This is a genomic window from Streptomyces sp. NBC_01433 (assembly GCF_026340105.1).
Lineage (GTDB): Bacteria > Actinomycetota > Actinomycetes > Streptomycetales > Streptomycetaceae > Streptomyces.
On the sequence record NZ_JAPEPM010000001.1, the window covers coordinates 97,117 to 114,862 of the forward strand.

The window sequence follows — 17,746 nt, forward strand, 5'->3', positions numbered from 1 at the left end:
GATTCCCCCGTGGCACAGGGGCGCGACGGCTCGGGGACGTGATGGCTCAAGTGGTCAGGGGATTGGCGATGGAGACGTAGACGGACTGGGTGTCGACGGGTCCCACCAACTCGTCGAGACCGTGCATCCGGGTCAGCAGGTTGGCCTTGCAGCGCAGTTGCCGCGTCTGAAGGAGGTACGTGGGCAGGGGCGAGCCCATCGCCGCGGCATCGGTCAGGAAGCGGCGGAAGGCGGCGAGGAGATCCTGCTCGTCGGCGAGCTGCTGCGCTCCGAAGGCGCCGATGAGTCCGAACACGTTGTTGATGCCGAGGTAGTAGGCGAAGCGCTCGTCGGTGACCGGATCGGAGACGAAGGTGTCGCTGACGGTGCCGATGCCGGGGAGCCGCTGTTCCAGCGCGGCACGGTGGGATTCACGGAAGTAGTAGCCCTGGTTGTCCCGGTAGCGGCCTCCGATGGGCCAGCCTTCGGGGTCGAGCAGTACCAGCGTGTTCTGCTGGTGGGCTTCCAGCGCCACCCCGGCAGTGGCGTCGAGCCAGAGCACGGGGCGTACGACACGGTCGAGATAGCGCAGGAACCACTCGGCGCTGACGGCTCCGGTCGTCCGCCCGGTGCGCGTGGCTAGGCGGGAGACGATCTCCGCGAGCCGGGAGCTCACCTGGGTGCGGCCCGGCCAGGGGCGCTGTGCGGTGAGTCCGGCGATGCACACGGCGTCGTCGTCCGGCCCGAACGGGTTGTGGCGGATCATGACGTCGAGACCGGGTACGGGCAGGCCGTCCATGCTGTCGACGGCGAGCCAGGCGGGGTCGCGGACGATGTCGAAACCGGGGTGGGCCCGCTGCCACTGTGCGGCCAGCCCGGTGCCGAGCAGGCGGTGGACCTCCGCGCCGCGGTGCAGCTCCTTGCGGAGGTTCTCGCGACGGGAGTTGGTGATGCGTACGCCGAGGGAGAGCTTCAGCATCAGGTTCGCGCCGGGCCGGTGCACGGTGCGGATGGAGGAGGTGGGGTGCCAGCGTTCGCCGTGTCGGCCGAGGTCGTGGAGCAGCCCCGCTTCCCGGAGCGCGGACACGTCCGGGCGGCGGTGCAGTTCGGCGGCCTGCCAGGGGTGCAGCGGGAGCGCCGCGGTGTTCTCGGGGAGGCGCAGTCCGTCGGTGTGGGTGGCCAGAAGCGCTTCGGCGGACACCGGGCTGCCGTTGTCGGTCCAGGAGGATTCGGTGGCCAGCACGGACCGGTCCACTGCGATCCAGTGGAGCGGGAACGAGCCGTGCAGCTCCGGTGAGTAGAGGCGCGCTTCCGACTCGGAGAGACCCTCGCGGCTCTTGGGAGTCGGGTGCAGCGGGTGGCCCAGCAGGAGGGACTGTTCGGCCGTGAGGAACAGGTCGGCCTCGGCGGGAGCTTCCGGGGTACGCCGCCGCTGGGCGATGAACTCGGAGGTGTGGCGTACCGAGTCGGCGACCCTGGCCACCAGGTCGGCACCCCCGTGGCTGCCGGCCTCACGGCCGAGGAGTGCCGCGACGGTGACGGCGTCGACGGCCGGGCCGTGCTCGGGTGCGCTTTCCAGGACCGGTGCCCCGAAGCGGTGTGCTCCGGTGGCGGACCAGTAGAGGACGGGCACGAGCAGGGCGGTGCCGGTGGCGGGAAGGGGAATGCGCAGGGTGTCGCGGTCGGGGCGGGGCAGGTCGTTCTCCCGGCTCCAGCACCGCAGCAGGTTCTCGGCGCCCGCCGCCTCGGCGGCCCGGACCGGGTCCGGGTGGTCCAGGAGATCCGCCGGTGCGGAGCTGCCCGGAGCGCCCGTGGGGGTGCGGAGGTCTCTGCGGGGTGCGGCCTTCTGGCGGGGCACCGTCACCGCCTCGACCGTGCCGGGGCAGGCCGGCCCGTCCTGCCCTCGGTGCGGGTGGGACAGAGGGCCGTCGGCCTCGGATGCGTGGGTGGGGTTCACGGCGGTCTTCCTTGTGGGGGGTGTCCGGGGTCAGTGGATCGACCCGGCAGCGGCCCGACGGTTCGGCGAGCGCTCTGCGGCGGTCAGTGCGTCGGCGAGGCGGTCGACGACCGCCGTCGCCTGTTCGTCGGTGAGGGTGAGGGGGGGAAGCAGGCGGACCACGGCGCCGTGTCGTCCGCCGAGTTCGACGATGAGGCCGCGGCGCAGGCATTCCTGCTGGACGGCGATGGCAAGGACGGGGTCCGGTGGTGGCGGGGCGGAGCTGTCTCCGGTCGTGGCGGGGAGCGGCGCGGCCTCGGGGTCGACGAGCTCGATGCCGATCATCAGGCCGCGTCCCCGGACGTCGCCGATGCTCGGGTGATCCGCGCTCAGCGCCCGGAGGCGGGCGAGCATGCGGGCGCCCAGGGTCGCGGCGCGCTGCGCGAGTCCGTTCTTCCGTACGTACGCGAGGGTGGCCGCCCCCGCCGCCATGGCGAGTTGGTTGCCGCGGAACGTACCGGCGTGGGCACCCGGCTGCCACAGGTCCAGTTCGGACCGGTAGACGATCACGGCGAGCGGGAGGGAGCCGCCGATCGCCTTGGAGAGCACCATCACGTCGGGCACGATGCCGCTGTGTTCGACCGCCCAGAAGGCGCCGGTCCTGCCGACACCGGTCTGCACCTCGTCGGCGATCAGCGCGATGGAGCGGGCCGCGGTGATCTCTCGCATCCGGCGCAGCCAGCCGTCGGGAGCGGGGTTCACCCCGCCTTCGCCCTGGACCGGTTCCAGGATCATTCCGGCGGGGGCGGGAACGCCGCCCTTCTGGTCGTCCAGGAGGTGCTCGGTCCAGTGCGCGGCGACATCGGCGCCCCGATCGCCGCCGATCCCGAAGGGGCAGCGGTAGTCCTGGGGGAACGGCAGCCGCGTCACGCTGATGTCCTGGGCACCGCCCGAGGCGGCGAGCGCCCCGGCTGTCATGCCGTGATAGGCGCCCGTGAAGGCCAGCAGGCCGGTGCGTCCGGTCGCGGCGCGGACCAGTTTGAAGGCCGCCTCGACGGCGTCCGTGCCTGCGGGGCCGCAGAACTGGATGCGCGCGTTGTCGGCGAACTGCCGTGGCAGGGTGGCGAACAGCTCGGTCGTGAAGGCGTCCTTGACCGGGGTGGCGAGGTCGAGCACATGGAGGGGTGCTCCCGAGTCGATGACCTTCCTGATCGCTTCCAGCACCACCGGATGGTTGTGTCCGAGTGCCAGCGTGCCCGCCCCGGAGAGACAGTCGAGATAGCGCCGTCCGTCCGCCCCCTCGATGGTCAGCCCGCGCGCCCGCACCGGCACGATCGGCAGCGAGCGCGCATAGGTGCGGGCAGCCGATTCACGCAGCGATTGACGTCGGAGAATGCCCTCGTGCGCGGAGGGCGGTGCCACCGGAGCTGGTTCGGTCACGGCCACGGCTGTAGGTCCTCCTGCTGTAGCAGTTGCGTCGCACGTCAGTACGTCGTCCCACGGGCGGACTACACGGATGAACGCTGTCCCTGTGTCCCCCGTACGTACCAACGACGCCGATGACCGGGGATCACGGGTAAATCGGAAGATCCTTGCGGAGGCGGAACCACGGCCCTGCCGCGCACCGTCCCCATCGGCACCGGCATAGTGGGGGCCGCGCTCAGCACGGGAGCGAGTGTTCCGACGCCCCGCATGCCCGAAGTGCCCGAAGCGCAGTACTGAGTCACGAGTGTCGAAGTCCCAGGGGGATCACCAGATGCGACCCATTCGCCCGACCGATGCCGCACGCCCCGGGAGGCGCCGACTCCGCACGCCCTCCCCCGTGCTCGCCGCGGTGGCCGTCGCCGCCGTCCTCGCGCTCACCGCTACCGCCTGCGGGCCGGAGGAGGACAACGCGGGCGTCACGCCTGGCAGCTCGGCGGGCCAGTCGTCCGACGGCAAGGTCACGATTCCGGACGATCTCAAGAACCGGCTCAAGGAGCACGGTATCGACCCGGAGAAGTGGAAGAACGGCGAGTGGAAGAACTGGAACAAGGACAAATGGCTGCGTGAGGCCAAGGACTTCGTCAACCCGATCATCGAGGGCCTCTGGGACCCGGACCGGATGCGGGATGCCGACAAGTCCCCGGAGAAGCCGGTCGACAACGACATCTCCGGCGACGAGGGCGTGACGGACCCGACGCCCTCCCCGGTCGAGGCCGCGGCCGTATCGACGCCGTACCACGACAACGCCCCGGAATCCGGGAAGCTCCTCTTCGACGGGCCCGAGGGCTCGATGGTCTGCTCCGCGACCGTGGTGAAGGATCCCGCGAACCCCGGCAAGTCCAACATGGTGTGGACCGCGGGGCACTGCGTCCACGCGGGGAAGAAGGGCGGCTGGTACCGCAACATCGCCTTCGTCCCGGCGTACAACAACAGCGGCCTGTCGCTGGACGAGCTCCAGAACGCCCCCAAGGAGAAGATCGCACCGTACGGCGTCTGGTGGGGCCAGTGGGCCCAGACGTCCGAGCAGTGGATCGCTGAGGGCGCCTCGGTCGGCGGACAGGGTGCTCCGTACGACTTCGCGGTGCTGCATGTGACGCCGGAGAAGGGTTCTACGGGCAAGTCCCTTGAGGAGACGGTCGGTTCGGCGCTGCCGGTGGAGTTCGACGCCCCGGCGGTGCCGGAGATCGCGAACATGACGGCGACCGGATACCCGGCCGCGCCGCCGTTCGACGGTCAGAAGCTGCTCCAGTGCAAGGACAAGCCGGGTCGCCTCTCGGTCGTCAGGGACGAACCGACGATGTACCGCGTCGGCTGCACGATGACCGGCGGTTCCTCCGGCGGCGGCTGGGTCGCGGCGGGCCAGGACGGCAAGCCCGCACTGGTCTCCAACACCTCGATCGGCCCGGTCACCGCGGGCTGGCTGGCGGGCCCGCGCCTCGGCAAGGAGGCCAAGGGCATCTACGAGGAGGTCAGCAAGAAGTACGCCGGACAGTAGGCCGGCCCCGGGCCGCAGGCCGTCGGACGACGGCAACGGCCCTGCCGGGACCGGATGTTCGCCCCGCTCCCGGTACCGCGGTCGCCGGCGCCGGTGGCCGATCCGGTGATTCGAACGACGTCGGCCCCCTGACCGGTTCGCGGTCCGGGGGCCGACGTCGCCGTATGCGAGGGAGCCCTGCCCCCGCGGCCCGGACCGGGGCGGGACACCATAGGGTGGGCGCACACCATGGGTGGTCAGCGGGTGGACCATTCCTCCATGTGACGCGTCCATGGCCTGCTGCCCCGACGAGGACGGCGCGGCGGGCAGTTCAGCCACAGCCGGTTCAGACGGTTCAGCCGGTTCAGCCGGGAAGGACTCCGGCGACGGCCTTCCCGACGCTCTCGGCGACACTCAAGAAGCACGGTGTCGACCCGGAGAAGTGGAAGAACGGCGAGTGGAAGAACTGGAACAAGGACGAATAGCTGCGCGAGGCCAAGGACTTCGTCAACCCGGTCATCGACGGACTGTGGAAGCCCGAGCGGTTGACGTCGGCCAGGGAACCGGCCAAGACGATGGCGGCCGGTGACCTCACCGGCGACCAGGGCATCAGCGATCCGGAACCGGCACCGGTCCGGGCCAAGCCCGAGAAGCTGCCCTACCACGCGTACGCGGCCCCGGTCGGCAAGGTCTTCTTCGACTCCCCCGAGGGCTCCATGGTCTGCTCGGGCACCGTCGTCAAAGACCCGAAGAATCCCCGCAGGTCCAACCTCGTCCGGACGGCCGGACACTGTGTTCACGCCGGTGCGGACGGCGGCTGGTACCGCAACATCGTCTTCGTGCCCTCGTACAACGCCCAGGGCAAGTCGGCGCCCACGCTGCGGAACGCCCAGCCGCGGGAAGTCGCCCCCTACGGCACGTACTGGACGGACTGGGCCGCGTCCTCCGGTGAATGGATCGCCGACGGCGGTCCGACGGGCGGCGAGGGCGCGCCGTACGACTACGCCGTCCCGCACGTGAAGCCGCAGAACGGCACGAAGTCGCTGGAGGAGACCGTGGGCAACGCCCTCCCGGTCACCTTCGACGCTCCCGAGATCCAGCAGCTCAGCGGCATGGGCGCCTGGGGCTACCCCGCGGGCCCGCCGTACAACGGTCTGCTCATGCACCGGTGCGTCGACCGTCCCGGCCGGCTCTCCATCAGCCCCGGGACGCCGACGATGTACCGCATCGGCTGCACGATGACCGGTGGCTCCTCCGGCGGCGGCTGGTTCATCGAGGGGACCGACGGCAAGTCGACGCTGGTGTCCAACACGTCCATCGGGCCGGTCACTTCGGGCTGGCTGGCCGGTCCCCGGCTCGGTGAGGGCGCGAAGGGCGTCTTCACGATGAGGAGCGACAAGTTCGCCGGTCGGTAGTCAGGAGACCGGGTCCATAAACCGCGGGGCGGGCGGGCCGATGATCGCCGGACCGCTCGCCGGACCGCTCGGCGGTCACTGGCCAGGCACGCCGGAAGGCCCGCTCCCAGGAGGCCATGAGGTCTCCCGCGAGCGGGCCTTCTGTCCGTACGGCTGTACCGCGGCGTGCGGCGTCAGTGCGCGGCGAGAACGAACACCGCCAGTTCGGCGGCCAGCTCCTCGTGCACCCGTGCCTTGAGCAGTGTGCCCTCCGCGGTGTGCTCCTCGGAGATCACCTCGCCCTCGGCGTGCACCCGGGAGACAAGGCCGCCCTGGGTGTAGGGAACGAGCGCGTCGAGCTCGACGGACGGCCGCGGCAGCTCGGTGTCGATGAGCGCGAGCAGCTCGTCGATCCCTGCGCCGGTCCGCGCCGACACGGCGATCGCGTGCTTCTCGATACGCAGCAGACGCTGAAGGACCAAGGGGTCCGCGGCGTCCGCCTTGTTGATGACCACGATCTCCCGCACGTTGACCGCACCCACGTCACGAATCACCTCACGCACCGCGGCGAGCTGCTCCTCCGGAACCGGATGGGAGCCGTCCACGATATGCAGGATCAGATCGGAATCGCCGACCTCCTCCATGGTGGAGCGGAACGCCTCGACGAGGTGGTGCGGCAGGTGCCGTACGAAACCGACGGTGTCGGCCAGGGTGTAGATACGGCCGCTCGGGGTCTCGGCCCGGCGCACAGTCGGGTCCAGCGTGGCGAACAGGGCGTTCTCCACCAGGACACCCGCACCGGTCAGCCGGTTGAGCAGCGAGGACTTGCCCGCGTTGGTGTATCCGGCGATCGCGACCGAAGGCACCTTGTTGCGCTTGCGCTCCTGCCGCTTGATCTCGCGGCCGGTCTTCATCTCCGCGATCTCCCGGCGCATCTTCGCCATCTTCTCGCGGATCCGGCGCCGGTCCGTCTCGATCTTGGTCTCACCGGGACCACGGGTGGCCATGCCGCCACCACCGCTGGAACCGCCGCCGCCCATCTGACGGGAGAGCGACTGACCCCAACCACGCAGACGCGGCAGCATGTACTGCATCTGTGCCAGTGAGACCTGCGCCTTGCCCTCCCGGGACTTGGCGTGCTGAGCGAAGATGTCGAGGATCAGGGCGGTCCGGTCGACCACCTTGACCTTGACGACGTCTTCCAGGTGGATCAGCTGGCCGGGGCTCAGCTCACCGTCACACACGACGGTGTCGGCCCCGGTCTCCAGAACGATGTCGCGCAGCTCCAGCGCCTTGCCCGAACCGATGTACGTGGCCGGGTCCGGCTTGTCGCGCCGCTGGTAGACGGCGTCGAGCACCTGGGCGCCGGCCGTCTCGGCGAGTGCGGCGAGCTCCGCGAGCGAGATCTCCGCGTCGTGCACGGTCCCCGAGGTCCAGACACCGACCAGCACCACGCGCTCCAGGCGCAGCTGTCGGTACTCGACTTCGGTGACGTCCTCAAGCTCGGTGGAGAGGCCCGCCACGCGCCGCAGTGCGGCACGCTCGGAGCGGTCCAGCTGGTCGCCGTCCCGCGCTCCGTCGATCTCGTGGCTCCAGGCGACGTCCTCTTCCATCAGGGCGTCGGCCCGAAGGCTTTCGTTGAGGCTCTCGGTGGCATTCTCCGTGGCGCTCTGCGCGTCCTGCGCGTCCTGGGGAAGGGAAGAAGAGGAGGTCATTGGATCCTTACGTCGATAGATGTCTGCTACGTCAGTCACAACGCGTGACGTGCTCGGATGATTCCCGCTGACGGGATTCCCGGCGCGGCCGCGGTGCCGACCCGTTGATAGTGGCATGCCCCTGCCGGGCCCGTCACTCGGGTTTCCCCCGTGCCGGAACCTGTGCCGGAACCTGTGCCGAACCCGGTGCCGGCCCCCGTGCCGGACCCTGTGCGCGTCTCACCGCGCGGCCGGCGTCCGGCTGCGCCAGTCCGGGTGTCCGGGCATCGGCGGCGTCTTCTTCCCGTACAGCCATGCCTCGAAGAACGCGCCCAGGTCACGACCGGCCACCCGGGACGCCAACTCGGTGAAGTCCGCCGTGGTCGCCGACTCGTCCCGGTACTTGTGCACCCAGGTCCGCTCCAGCCGGTCGAAGGCGGCGGTGCCGATCTCCTGGCGCAGCGCGTAGAGGACGAGCGCGCTGCCGTCGTACACCACCGGCCGGAACAGGCTGATCTTCTGGCCCGGAGCCGGGGCGTCCGGGTGTGCCGGGGGCCCTCCGGCCGCGCGCCAGGCATCGGACCGGGTGTACGCCTCCCGCATGCGCCGCTCCAGCGGCTGCTCGGCGTGCTCCTCCGCGTAGCGGGCCTCGTACCAGCTCGCGTGTCCTTCGTTGAGCCACAGATCGGACCAGGACCCCGGCGAGACGCTGTCGCCGAACCACTGGTGGGCGAGCTCGTGGACCATGACCGAGTCGACGTACCACTCCGGGTAGGCGGGTTCGGTGAACAGTGACCGCTCGAAGAGGGAGAGCGTCTGGGTCTCCAGCTCGAACCCGGTCTCGGCGTCGGCGATCAGCACTCCGTACATCTCGAAGGGGTACGCGCCGACCTGCCGTTCCATCCAGGCCAGCTGGTCCGGGGTCTTGCTCAGCCACGGTTCCAGCTTCGCGCGGTCCGCCGTCGGCACCACGTCACGTACCGGAAGGCCGTCGGGGCCGGTGCGCCGCAGGACGGTGGACCGGCCGATGGAGACCTGGGCCAGTTCGGTGGCCATGGGGTGCTCGGTGCGGTACGTCCACGTCGTCGTGGCGCCGTGCCGGGTGCGACCGATGGGCAGGCCGTTCGCGACCGCGGTCAATTTCTCGGGGACGGTGATCCGGAACGTGAAGTACGCCTTGTCGGCGGGGTGGTCGTTGCCCGGGAAGACGCGGTGTGCGGCGTCGGCCTGGTTGGCCATGGCGAGGCCGTCGGAGGTACGGACCCAGCCGCCGTTGTTCTGGTCGCCGTTGGGATCGCTGGTGTGCCGGACCGTGATGTTCAGGGGCACTCCGGCCGGGAGACGGCCCGGCGCCCGGACGACCAGGTCCTCGTCCTTCATACCGAAGTCGGAGGTCAGGCCGTTGACCTCGACACCGCGGACGGTGCCGTGCGTGAAGTCGAGGTTGATCCGCTCCAGTGGCTCGGTGGTCCGCGCCCTGATCCTGGTGACGGCGTCCAGGGGCTTGGTGTTGCTGCCGTGGTAGGTGAACGCGATGTCGTACGACAGGACGTCATAGCCGGGGTTGCCGAGCTCGGGAAAGAGCCGGTCGCCGATGCCGAGCGGCACGGGCGCGGGAAGAGTGGCGGCAACGAGGGTGACCGATGCGGTGGCCAGCAGGGCGGCGCGCAGTCGGCGGGAGGTGAGCGGCATGGACTACGGCTACCAGCGACCGCCGGTTGCGCGGGTACGGCGCGCGCCGCACCACCCGAACGAGGTCGGCCGGTCGAGGACCGGCAACGGCGGGGCGCCTCCGGTCAGCCGGTGGGGGCCGGCTGCTGGGCGCGGCTCACGTCGTACACCCCGGCGACATCGCGCATGGCTCGCATGAGGGCGGGAAGACCCGCGGCATCCGGGAGCTGGAGGGTGTAGGTGTGGCGGACCCGTTGCTCACTGGGGGGTTCGACGGTGGCGGAGACGATCGCCGCGTCGGCCGTCGCGATCGCCTCGGTGAGGTCGGCGAGCAGCCGGGGCCGGCCGAAGGACTCGGCGATCAGGGTGACCCGGCATTCCGAGGCATCGCTCCAGTCGCCGCTCTCGTCCCAGCCGGCCGTCACCGGTGCGCGGCCGATCTCCCGCATATGGGCCACGGCGGGACACTCCTGGCGGTGCACGGTGACGGCGCCGCCGCGTACCAGGAAGCCGACGATGGCATCGGGCGGCACCGGGGTGCAGCAGCCCGCCAGGCGTACGGGCGCGCCCGGCCGGTCCAGCACGACGCCGGCCGTACGGGCGTCGGTCCTGGTGCGTCCCGTCGGCGCGCCCTCCGGAGTGCCGGCCGTGGGATCCGCCGACTGCGGTCCCGGCCCGTCCGGAGGTGCGGCGTCCGGGGTCCGGTCGTCGTCCGGATGGGCGTCGAGCCAGCCGGAGATCGCGATCCGGGCGGCCGGGGTGCGGGCGTGGTCGAGCCAGTCGGGCGAGGGGCCGGACGCGGTGTCCTCGGTGAGCAGCGGCTGCACGGTGTCGCCGTCGCCGAGGACGGTGCTGAGGGTGGCGAGGCGGCCGTTGACGCGGGCCCCGATACAGCTGTGGGCCTCTTCGCCGTACTGCGCGTAGGCGGCGTCGACGCACGTGGCTCCGGCGGGGAGAGCGAGCGTTCCTCCGTCGGTGCGGAACACCGTGATCTCGCCGTCCTGGGCCAGGTCGGCGCGCAGGGTCGTCCAGAAGGTGTCGGGGTCCGGGGCGGACTCCTGCCAGTCGAGAAGCCGGGAGAGCCAGCCCGGCCGGGTCGGGTCGGCGCGCTCGCCGTCCGCCGGTTCGGCCTGTTGCGGCGGGTTCGCGTTGTCCTGGGTGTACGGATTGCCGAGTGCGACGACGCCCGCCTCGGCGACCTTGTGCATCCGGTGCGTACGGATGAGGACTTCGGCGACCGCTCCGTCCGGGCCGACGACGGCGGTGTGGAGCGACTGGTACAGGTTGAATTTGGGGGCCGCGATGAAGTCCTTGAACTCGGAGATCACCGGGGTGAAGCAGGTGTGCAGTTCACCGAGGACGGCGTAGCAGTCGGCGTCCTCGCCGACCAGGACGAGCAGCCGCCCGAAGTCGGTGCCCCGCAGTTCGCCGCGTTTGATCCTGGCACGGTGCAGGGAAACCAAGTGGCGGGGTCTGATCAGGACTTCGGCGGTGATGTCGGCCTCCCGCAGCGTGGTCCTGACGCTGTCGGCCATGGTGCCGAGCAGGTCGTCCTTGACGCCCGCGCCGGCGATCACGGCGCGCGTACGCGCGTACTCCTCGGGGTTCAGGATCGCGAAGACGAGGTCTTCGAGTTCGGTCTTGAGCGCCTGTACGCCGAGGCGTTCGGCGAGCGGGATGAGCACGTCGCGGGTGACCTTGGCGATCCTCGCCTGTTTCTCGGGTCTCATCACTCCGAGAGTGCGCATGTTGTGCAGCCGGTCGGCGAGTTTGATCGACATGACCCGGACGTCGTTGCCGGTGGCGACGAGCATCTTGCGGAAGGTCTCGGGTTCGGCGGCCGCCCCGTAGTCGACCTTCTCGAGTTTGGTGACACCGTCGACGAGGTAGCGGACCTCTTCGCCGAACTGCTCGCCCACCTGATCGAGTGTCACCTCGGTGTCCTCCACGGTGTCGTGGAGAAGGGAGGCGGTCAGCGTGGTGGTCTCCGCGCCCAGTTCGGCGAGGATCAGTGTCACGGCGAGCGGGTGGGTGATGTACGGCTCGCCGCTCTTGCGCATCTGTCCCCGGTGCGACGACTCCGCCAGGACATAGGCCTTGTGCAGGATGGAGAGGTCGGCGTCCGGATGGTGGGCGCGGTGGGCCTCGGCGACGTGGCCGATGGCGTCGGACAGCCGGTCGCGGGAGGCCGGCCCGAGCAGTGCCACGCGTCCGAGTCTGCGCAGATCGATCCGGGGACGACCCCGTTTGCGAAGGGGAGCACCTGGGTTGGCGGCCTCTGCACTCATGGGGCACCTCCGGCAACGTCGACCGGCGGTGGGGAGAGGCGGATGCGCCTCCGGGCCGGTGCTTGATGCTACCGACCCCACCACGTAGCGCAGTCCGGCTCTCGCCCAGCGTGAAACGGATCACCCATTCGAGCGAAGTTCCCGGCGTGTCCGTGAGGCCCCGTCGTACGCCCGAACGAGGAGCTCACGGGAAGGTTCCGCCATGCACCCGGAGGGCACCGCGACGGCGTCCTAACCGATCGCCGTTTCGAACCAGGCGGGATCGATGAAGCCTTCGGCGACGATCACGGCGGGGCCGGTCATCTCGATCCCGCCGTCCGGGTTCTCGGTGATCACCAGAGTGCCGCCGGGCAGGTCCACCCTGTACGTGACGGGGAGACCGGTCCGCGCGGGGTCCACGCCGTCCCGGCGGGCGGCGGCGACCGCGACGGCGCAGGCACCGGTGCCGCAGGAGCGGGTCTCGCCCGAGCCCCGCTCGTGGACACGCATCGCGACATGGCCGGGGCCCCGGTCCACGACGAACTCGATGTTGACCCCATCGGGGTAGACGCCCGCCGGGCTGAACGGTGGTACGGAGCGCAGTTCACCGGCGTGCGCGAGGTCGTCGACGAACGCGACGGCGTGCGGGTTGCCCATGTTGACGTTGCGGGCCTGCCAGCTGCGTCCGTCGAGGGTGACCGTGACGCCCTCGTCCGGAAGCAGGGCGCGACCCATCGAGACCGTGATGTCGCCGCCCTTGGCGAGGTGGACCCGCTTGACGCCGCCACGGGTCGCGACGGTGAGGTCGCCCTCCTCGACAAGCCCGGCGCGCCGGAGGTAGGCGGCGAAGACACGGACTCCGTTGCCGCACATCTCGGCGATCGAGCCGTCCGCGTTGCGGTAGTCCATGAACCACTCGGCCTCGGCCGCCATGGGCAGCGCCTCGGGGTGCGCGGCGGACCGTACGACGTGCAGCAGACCGTCGCCGCCGATACCGGCCCGGCGGTCGCAGAGCCGGGCGACGACGGCTGCGGGCAGGTCGATGGCGTTGTCCGGGTCCGGAACGATCACGAAGTCGTTCTCGGTGCCGTGACCCTTGAGGAAGACGATCTGCGAGGTGCTCACAGGGCAACTGTACGAGGCCCCGCCGACAGCCCGCGAACCCGGATCCGGGGGTGCAGCCGGTACGCATGCCGATCGGAATCCGGTGCCGGTTCCGGTGCCGGGAAGCGCCCGGCGGGAGAGCGCCGGGGCGGCGGTCGGCCGGGCGTCGGCCGTTGCGTCGGCCGATACCGGTGTCAGGAGCGGAGGCGGGCCACGCGCCAGACGGCCAGCGCGACCAGTCCGGCGCACACGGCGACGTACAGGGCGATCACGCGCCAGTCGGGACGCTCTCCGGTGCCCCTGGCCGGCAGGCCGGGCCAGGTGTGGCCGACGCGGCGGGCCGCCATCATGCCCCAGCCGGCCGCGCAGCAGCTGATCAGAAGCCCCAGCATGGCGACGACAGCGCCGCCGTCGCCGAACTCGAAGGCGAGCGGGAAGGCGAACATCAGGGAGCCGATCGCGGCCAGCACGACGATCGGTGCGAGCTGCCAGATACGCAGTCGGCGCGCCGGGCGGAGCTCGACCTCCACCTCGGGGGTGACGTGCTCGTCGGGCCCGTCGGGGCTCAGGCTGCCCGCCGTGTGCCCCGTATCCGGTGCGTCTCGTTCTGTGTCGCGAGGGCCGGCCTCCATCGCCACGCGCCCTCCCAACTCGGACTGGTCGATCGATGCTCGATGATGGCACGATCACGGGTGCCGAAATGACGGCCAGAGCTTCCCGATGCCATCACGTGATCAGGCTGTAACCGCTCGTTCGACCAACGTGAGCGCCCGGTGCGGGAGTTCCCGGCGCTGGTCCTCCGTGCCACTGAGCCATTGCACACGCGGGTCGCGACGAAACCAGGAGTCCTGACGGCGCGCGAAGCGTTTGGTGGCGCGCACCGTCTCGGCTCGCGCCTCGTCCTCGGTGCACTCCCCGGCGAGGGCGGCGAGCACCTGCTGATAGCCGAGCGCGCGGGAGGCGGTGAGCCCCTCGCGCAGCCCTTCGGCCTCCAGGGCGCGTACCTCGTCCACGAGGCCGGCCTCCCACATCCGGTCGACGCGCAGGGTGATGCGCTCGTCCAGTTCGGGGCGGTCGACGTCGACGCCGATCTGCACGGCGTCGTAGACCGCCTCGTCCCCGGGGAGATTGGCGGTGAAGGGCTTGCCGGTGATCTCGATGACTTCGAGGGCGCGGACGATGCGGCGTCCGTTGCTCGGCAGGATGGCGCGGGCGGCGTCCGGGTCTGCGGCGGCGAGCCGTGCGTGCAGTGCGCCGGGGCCGCTGTCGGCCAGTTCCCGCTCCAGCCGGGCCCGCACCTCTGGGTCCGTACCGGGGAACTCCAGGGCGTCGATGGCGCCCTTCACATAGAGGCCGGAGCCGCCGACGAGGACGGGGGTACGGCCTTCGGCGAGCAGCCGGTCGATCTCCAGCCTGGCCAGCCGCTGGTACTCGGCGACGCTGGCTGCCTCGGTCACGTCCCAGATGTCCAGCAGTCGGTGCACCACACCGCCGCGCTCGGGGAGCGTCAGCTTGGCTGTGCCGATATCCATCCCGCGGTAGAGCTGCATGGAGTCGGCGTTGACCACTTCGCCGTCGAGCTGCTGGGCAAGAAATACGCCCAGATCAGACTTTCCGGCTGCGGTCGGGCCGACGACAGTGATGACGCGGGGGGCTGAAGCGGGACTTGTCACCGGCACAGTCTCGCAAATCTCCGGCCCCTTCCCGAACGTACCGAACGGCCCTCGGAGCAGCGCGAGCGCCCGCCCTGCCGAGTAAAATCGGCGGTAACGGACAATGGGGTGGGAGAGAGCGCTCGTACACAGTCCCCTCTGCACGGAAGGTGCCCCATGGGTTTCCTGGACAACCTGAAAGCCAAGCTGGCGCCGGCCAAGGACAAGGTCGGTGACCTCGCGCATCAGCACGGGGGCAAGATCGAACAGGGCCTCGACAAGGCCGCACGCACGGTGGATCAGAAGACCAAGGGCAAGTACAGCGACAAGATCGTGTCCGGTACGCAGAAGGCGAAGGACGCCGTGGACCGTCTGGGCAACAAGGACGAGGGTGGTAAGCCGCCCACTACCTGATCCGGACCCGATGTCGCCGTGATCACACACAGGGACGGCCGTGGAGCGATCGAGCTCCGCGGCCGTCCTCTGTACGCGCTCATTCCTCGCCGGTCCGGCCGGGGCACGGCTCCGCACCGGCCCGGCTGTCTCACGACCAGGTCGCGACGGCGTAGCCCACGCCGTAGGGGGCGTCCTCGTACAGCAGTTGCCCACCCAGGCCCGCGCCCTCGGCGGCGCCCGCGAGCACCTGCCAGGGCGCGCGGCCCGCCACCTTCAGTTCGTACGCGAGGGACTCGTCGAGCCCGCGGAGCGCGGCGAGATCCGCGGAGCCCAGGGCGCGGGTCGCCCGCGCGTCGAAGTCCACGGCCCGCTCGTCCAGGTAGCCCGGCGCCTTCAGCGTGCGGCAGGCGCTGCCGTCGCCCATCACCAGGAGCGCGACGCGGTCGGCCCTGGCGGCCAGCTCCCGCCCCGCCCGCGCGCAGCGGTCGCCGTCGAGGGGCTCCCCCACGCCGAGTCCCTCGACCGGGACGTCGGCCCATCGCGCCCGGTCCAGCAGCCACGCGCCCACGGCGAGCGAGGGCGGCAGCGGCCGTGACGACGCGATCGGGGGCGCCCCGGCCGCGCGACCCGGCGAAGGCTCCGCCCCCAGGCGCACTTCGAGGTCGACCCCGAACCCCCTGAAGGACCCGGTGGTGCCCGCGGGATGCGCTCCGCGGGACTCCTGCCCGGCGAGGCCGACCACCACGAGCAGGTCGGGTCGGGCGGCGGCGAGCACGCCCAGAGCGTCGAGGCACGCGGTCCTCGCGGCATCGAGCTCGGGCGCGGCTCCGGCCGCGACCTCGGGCAAGAGGAGCGGCGGGCAGGGGCACACGGCAGCGGCGACAAGCATGCCGATCAGCGTACTGCCGGGCGCCCCGGCTCCTGGTGCGCCGTCAGCCGAAGCCGAGAGCCGGGCCCGGAGACCGGGAGCCGAAGCCGAGAACCGGGCCCGGGAGCCAGGGGCCGGGCCCGCAGGGCCAGGGGCCGAGGCCGGAAGCCGCCCGGTCTCCCCGGTGTCGGTCTCAGCCGCAGCCGGGAGCCGCCGCGGCCGGCAGCGGGGCCGGGGCACCGATGCCCGGCAGGCCGAGCATCACACCGGCGGGCTTGGCAGTCGCGGCCGAGGTGCGCCGCTCCCAGGCGTCCCCGGCGCGGGTGCTCCGTACGCCCAGCGTCGCGCCCTCGGCCAGCAGGTGGTGCGGGGCGGCGTAGGTGATTTCGACAGTCACCACATCGCCGGGGCGGACGTCCTGCGACGGCTTGGTGAAGTGGACGAGGCGGTTGTCGGGGGCGCGGCCGGAGAGGCGGTGCGTGGCGCCGTCCTTGCGCCCCTCCCCCTCGGCGACCATGACCTCCAGGGTGCGGCCGACCTGCTTCTTGTTCTCCTCCCAGGAGATCTCCTCCTGGAGTGCGGACAGGCGCATGTACCGCTCCTGCACGACCTCCTTGGGGATCTGGCCCTCCATGTCGGCGGCCGGAGTGCCGGGCCGCTTGGAGTACTGGAAGGTGAAGGCGTTAGCGAAGCGGGCCTCACGCACCGCGTGCATCGTCTGCTGGAAGTCCTCCTCGGTCTCGCCGGGGAAGCCCACGATGATGTCGGTGGAGATGGCGGCGTCCGGCATCGCGGCACGCACCTTCTCGATGATCCCGAGGAAGCGTTCCTGCCGGTAGGAGCGTCGCATCGCCTTCAGGACGGTGTCCGAGCCCGACTGCATCGGCATGTGGAGCTGCGGCATCACGTTCGGGGTCTCGGCCATCGCGGCGATGACGTCGTCGGTGAAGTCGCGCGGGTGCGGCGAGGTGAAGCGGACGCGCTCCAGGCCCTCGATCCTTCCGCAGGCGCGCAGCAGCTTGGAGAATGCCTCACGGTCGCCGATGTCGGAGCCGTACGCGTTCACGTTCTGGCCGAGCAGGGTGATCTCGGACACGCCCTCGGCGACGAGCGCCTCGATCTCGGCGAGGATGTCGCCGGTGCGGCGGTCCTTCTCCTTGCCGCGCAGCGCGGGGACGATGCAGAAGGTGCAGGTGTTGTTGCAGCCGACGGAGATGGAGACCCACGCGGCGTAGGCGGACTCGCGGCGGGTGGGGAGCGTGGAGGGGAACGCCTCCAGGGATTCGGCGATCTCGATCTGCGCCTCTTCCTGGATGCGGGCGCGCTCCAGCAGCACGGGCAGCTTGCCGATGTTGTGCGTACCGAAGACGACGTCCACCCAGGGCGCCCGCTTGACGATCGTGTCGCGGTCCTTCTGCGCGAGGCAGCCGCCCACGGCGATCTGCATCCCGGGCCGCTTGGTCTTCATCGGGGCGAGGCGGCCGAGGTTGCCGTAGAGCTTGTTGTCGGCGTTCTCCCGTACCGCACAGGTGTTGAAGACGACGACATCGGCGTCACCGTCGGCGCCCTCGGGTGCGCGTACGTAACCGGCGTCCTCCAGGAGACCCGACAGCCGTTCGGAGTCGTGAACGTTCATCTGGCACCCGTAGGTGCGCACCTCGTAGCTTTTCTTGACGTCCACTGCTTCGCTCCGGTTGCCGCTGCTCATGCGACAAGGGTAGGCGGTAGTCACGCACCTCCCGCCGTCCGTCCCCTCCACCCCCCTCCTCCCGCCCTCGGCGGAGCCCGTGTCCCTCGTCCGCTCAGCGGCGGCCGGGCCTGGCCAG

Annotated in this window: 12 protein-coding genes and 1 pseudogene; 3 read left to right on the forward strand and 10 right to left on the reverse strand. The window is 70.9% G+C overall.

Going from position 1 to position 17,746, the window contains the following annotated elements; translation table 11 throughout:
• Positions 1–46: 46 nt before the first annotated feature.
• Both OG413_RS00405 and OG413_RS00410 read right to left on the reverse strand, forming a co-directional pair.
• The gene (locus OG413_RS00405) at positions 47–1,936 is read right to left on the reverse strand and encodes an IucA/IucC family siderophore biosynthesis protein (RefSeq protein WP_266802217.1); all 1,890 of its coding nucleotides are present in this window, start codon (positions 1,934–1,936) and stop codon (positions 47–49) included.
• Positions 1,937–1,966: 30 nt separating this feature from the next.
• Entirely contained in the window at positions 1,967–3,361 is a 1,395-nt protein-coding gene (locus OG413_RS00410) for a diaminobutyrate--2-oxoglutarate transaminase family protein (RefSeq protein WP_266802219.1), read from the reverse strand.
• A 310-nt stretch (positions 3,362–3,671) separates the two neighbouring features.
• Between OG413_RS00410 and OG413_RS00415 the strand changes: the two genes are divergently transcribed.
• Both OG413_RS00415 and OG413_RS00420 read left to right on the forward strand, forming a co-directional pair.
• The gene (locus OG413_RS00415; protein ID WP_266802221.1) at positions 3,672–4,895 is read left to right on the forward strand and encodes a serine protease; all 1,224 of its coding nucleotides are present in this window, start codon (positions 3,672–3,674) and stop codon (positions 4,893–4,895) included.
• A 271-nt stretch (positions 4,896–5,166) separates the two neighbouring features.
• Positions 5,167–6,289, forward strand: a pseudogene (locus tag OG413_RS00420) (serine protease).
• Between the two features lie 173 nt (positions 6,290–6,462).
• Here the strand turns inward: OG413_RS00420 and hflX are convergent.
• The 6 genes from hflX to miaA form a co-directional block, all read right to left on the reverse strand.
• Positions 6,463–7,983 (reverse strand): GTPase HflX, encoded by a 1,521-nt coding sequence (hflX, locus tag OG413_RS00425; protein WP_266802223.1) that lies wholly within the window; start codon positions 7,981–7,983, stop codon positions 6,463–6,465.
• A 219-nt stretch (positions 7,984–8,202) separates the two neighbouring features.
• The gene (locus tag OG413_RS00430) at positions 8,203–9,654 is read right to left on the reverse strand and encodes a M1 family metallopeptidase (protein ID WP_266802225.1); all 1,452 of its coding nucleotides are present in this window, start codon (positions 9,652–9,654) and stop codon (positions 8,203–8,205) included.
• Positions 9,655–9,758: 104 nt separating this feature from the next.
• Complete coding sequence (locus OG413_RS00435; RefSeq protein WP_266802227.1) at positions 9,759–11,921, reverse strand: bifunctional (p)ppGpp synthetase/guanosine-3',5'-bis(diphosphate) 3'-pyrophosphohydrolase; 2,163 nt, start codon at positions 11,919–11,921, stop codon at positions 9,759–9,761.
• 231 nt (positions 11,922–12,152) lie between these two features.
• On the reverse strand, positions 12,153–13,025 hold the full coding sequence (gene dapF, locus OG413_RS00440) for a diaminopimelate epimerase (RefSeq protein ID WP_266802229.1): 873 nt from the start codon (positions 13,023–13,025) through the stop codon (positions 12,153–12,155).
• Between the two features lie 173 nt (positions 13,026–13,198).
• Positions 13,199–13,636 (reverse strand): hypothetical protein, encoded by a 438-nt coding sequence (locus OG413_RS00445; RefSeq protein ID WP_266802231.1) that lies wholly within the window; start codon positions 13,634–13,636, stop codon positions 13,199–13,201.
• A gap of 102 nt (positions 13,637–13,738) precedes the next feature.
• Positions 13,739–14,677: a tRNA (adenosine(37)-N6)-dimethylallyltransferase MiaA gene (gene miaA, locus OG413_RS00450; RefSeq protein ID WP_266802233.1), complete on the reverse strand. Its 939-nt coding sequence runs from the start codon at positions 14,675–14,677 to the stop codon at positions 13,739–13,741.
• Between the two features lie 156 nt (positions 14,678–14,833).
• Between miaA and OG413_RS00455 the strand changes: the two genes are divergently transcribed.
• The gene (locus OG413_RS00455) at positions 14,834–15,070 is read left to right on the forward strand and encodes an antitoxin (RefSeq protein WP_266802235.1); all 237 of its coding nucleotides are present in this window, start codon (positions 14,834–14,836) and stop codon (positions 15,068–15,070) included.
• 130 nt (positions 15,071–15,200) lie between these two features.
• On the opposite strand, the gene OG413_RS00460 is transcribed toward OG413_RS00455, so the two are convergent.
• Positions 15,201–15,941 carry a class III extradiol dioxygenase subunit B-like domain-containing protein gene (locus OG413_RS00460; protein WP_266802237.1) on the reverse strand — a complete coding sequence of 247 codons (741 nt, stop codon included), beginning with the start codon at positions 15,939–15,941 and terminating at the stop codon, positions 15,201–15,203.
• Positions 15,942–16,113: 172 nt separating this feature from the next.
• Positions 16,114–17,628 carry a tRNA (N6-isopentenyl adenosine(37)-C2)-methylthiotransferase MiaB gene (gene miaB, locus OG413_RS00465; protein WP_266802239.1) on the reverse strand — a complete coding sequence of 505 codons (1,515 nt, stop codon included), beginning with the start codon at positions 17,626–17,628 and terminating at the stop codon, positions 16,114–16,116.
• Positions 17,629–17,746 lie beyond the last annotated feature (118 nt).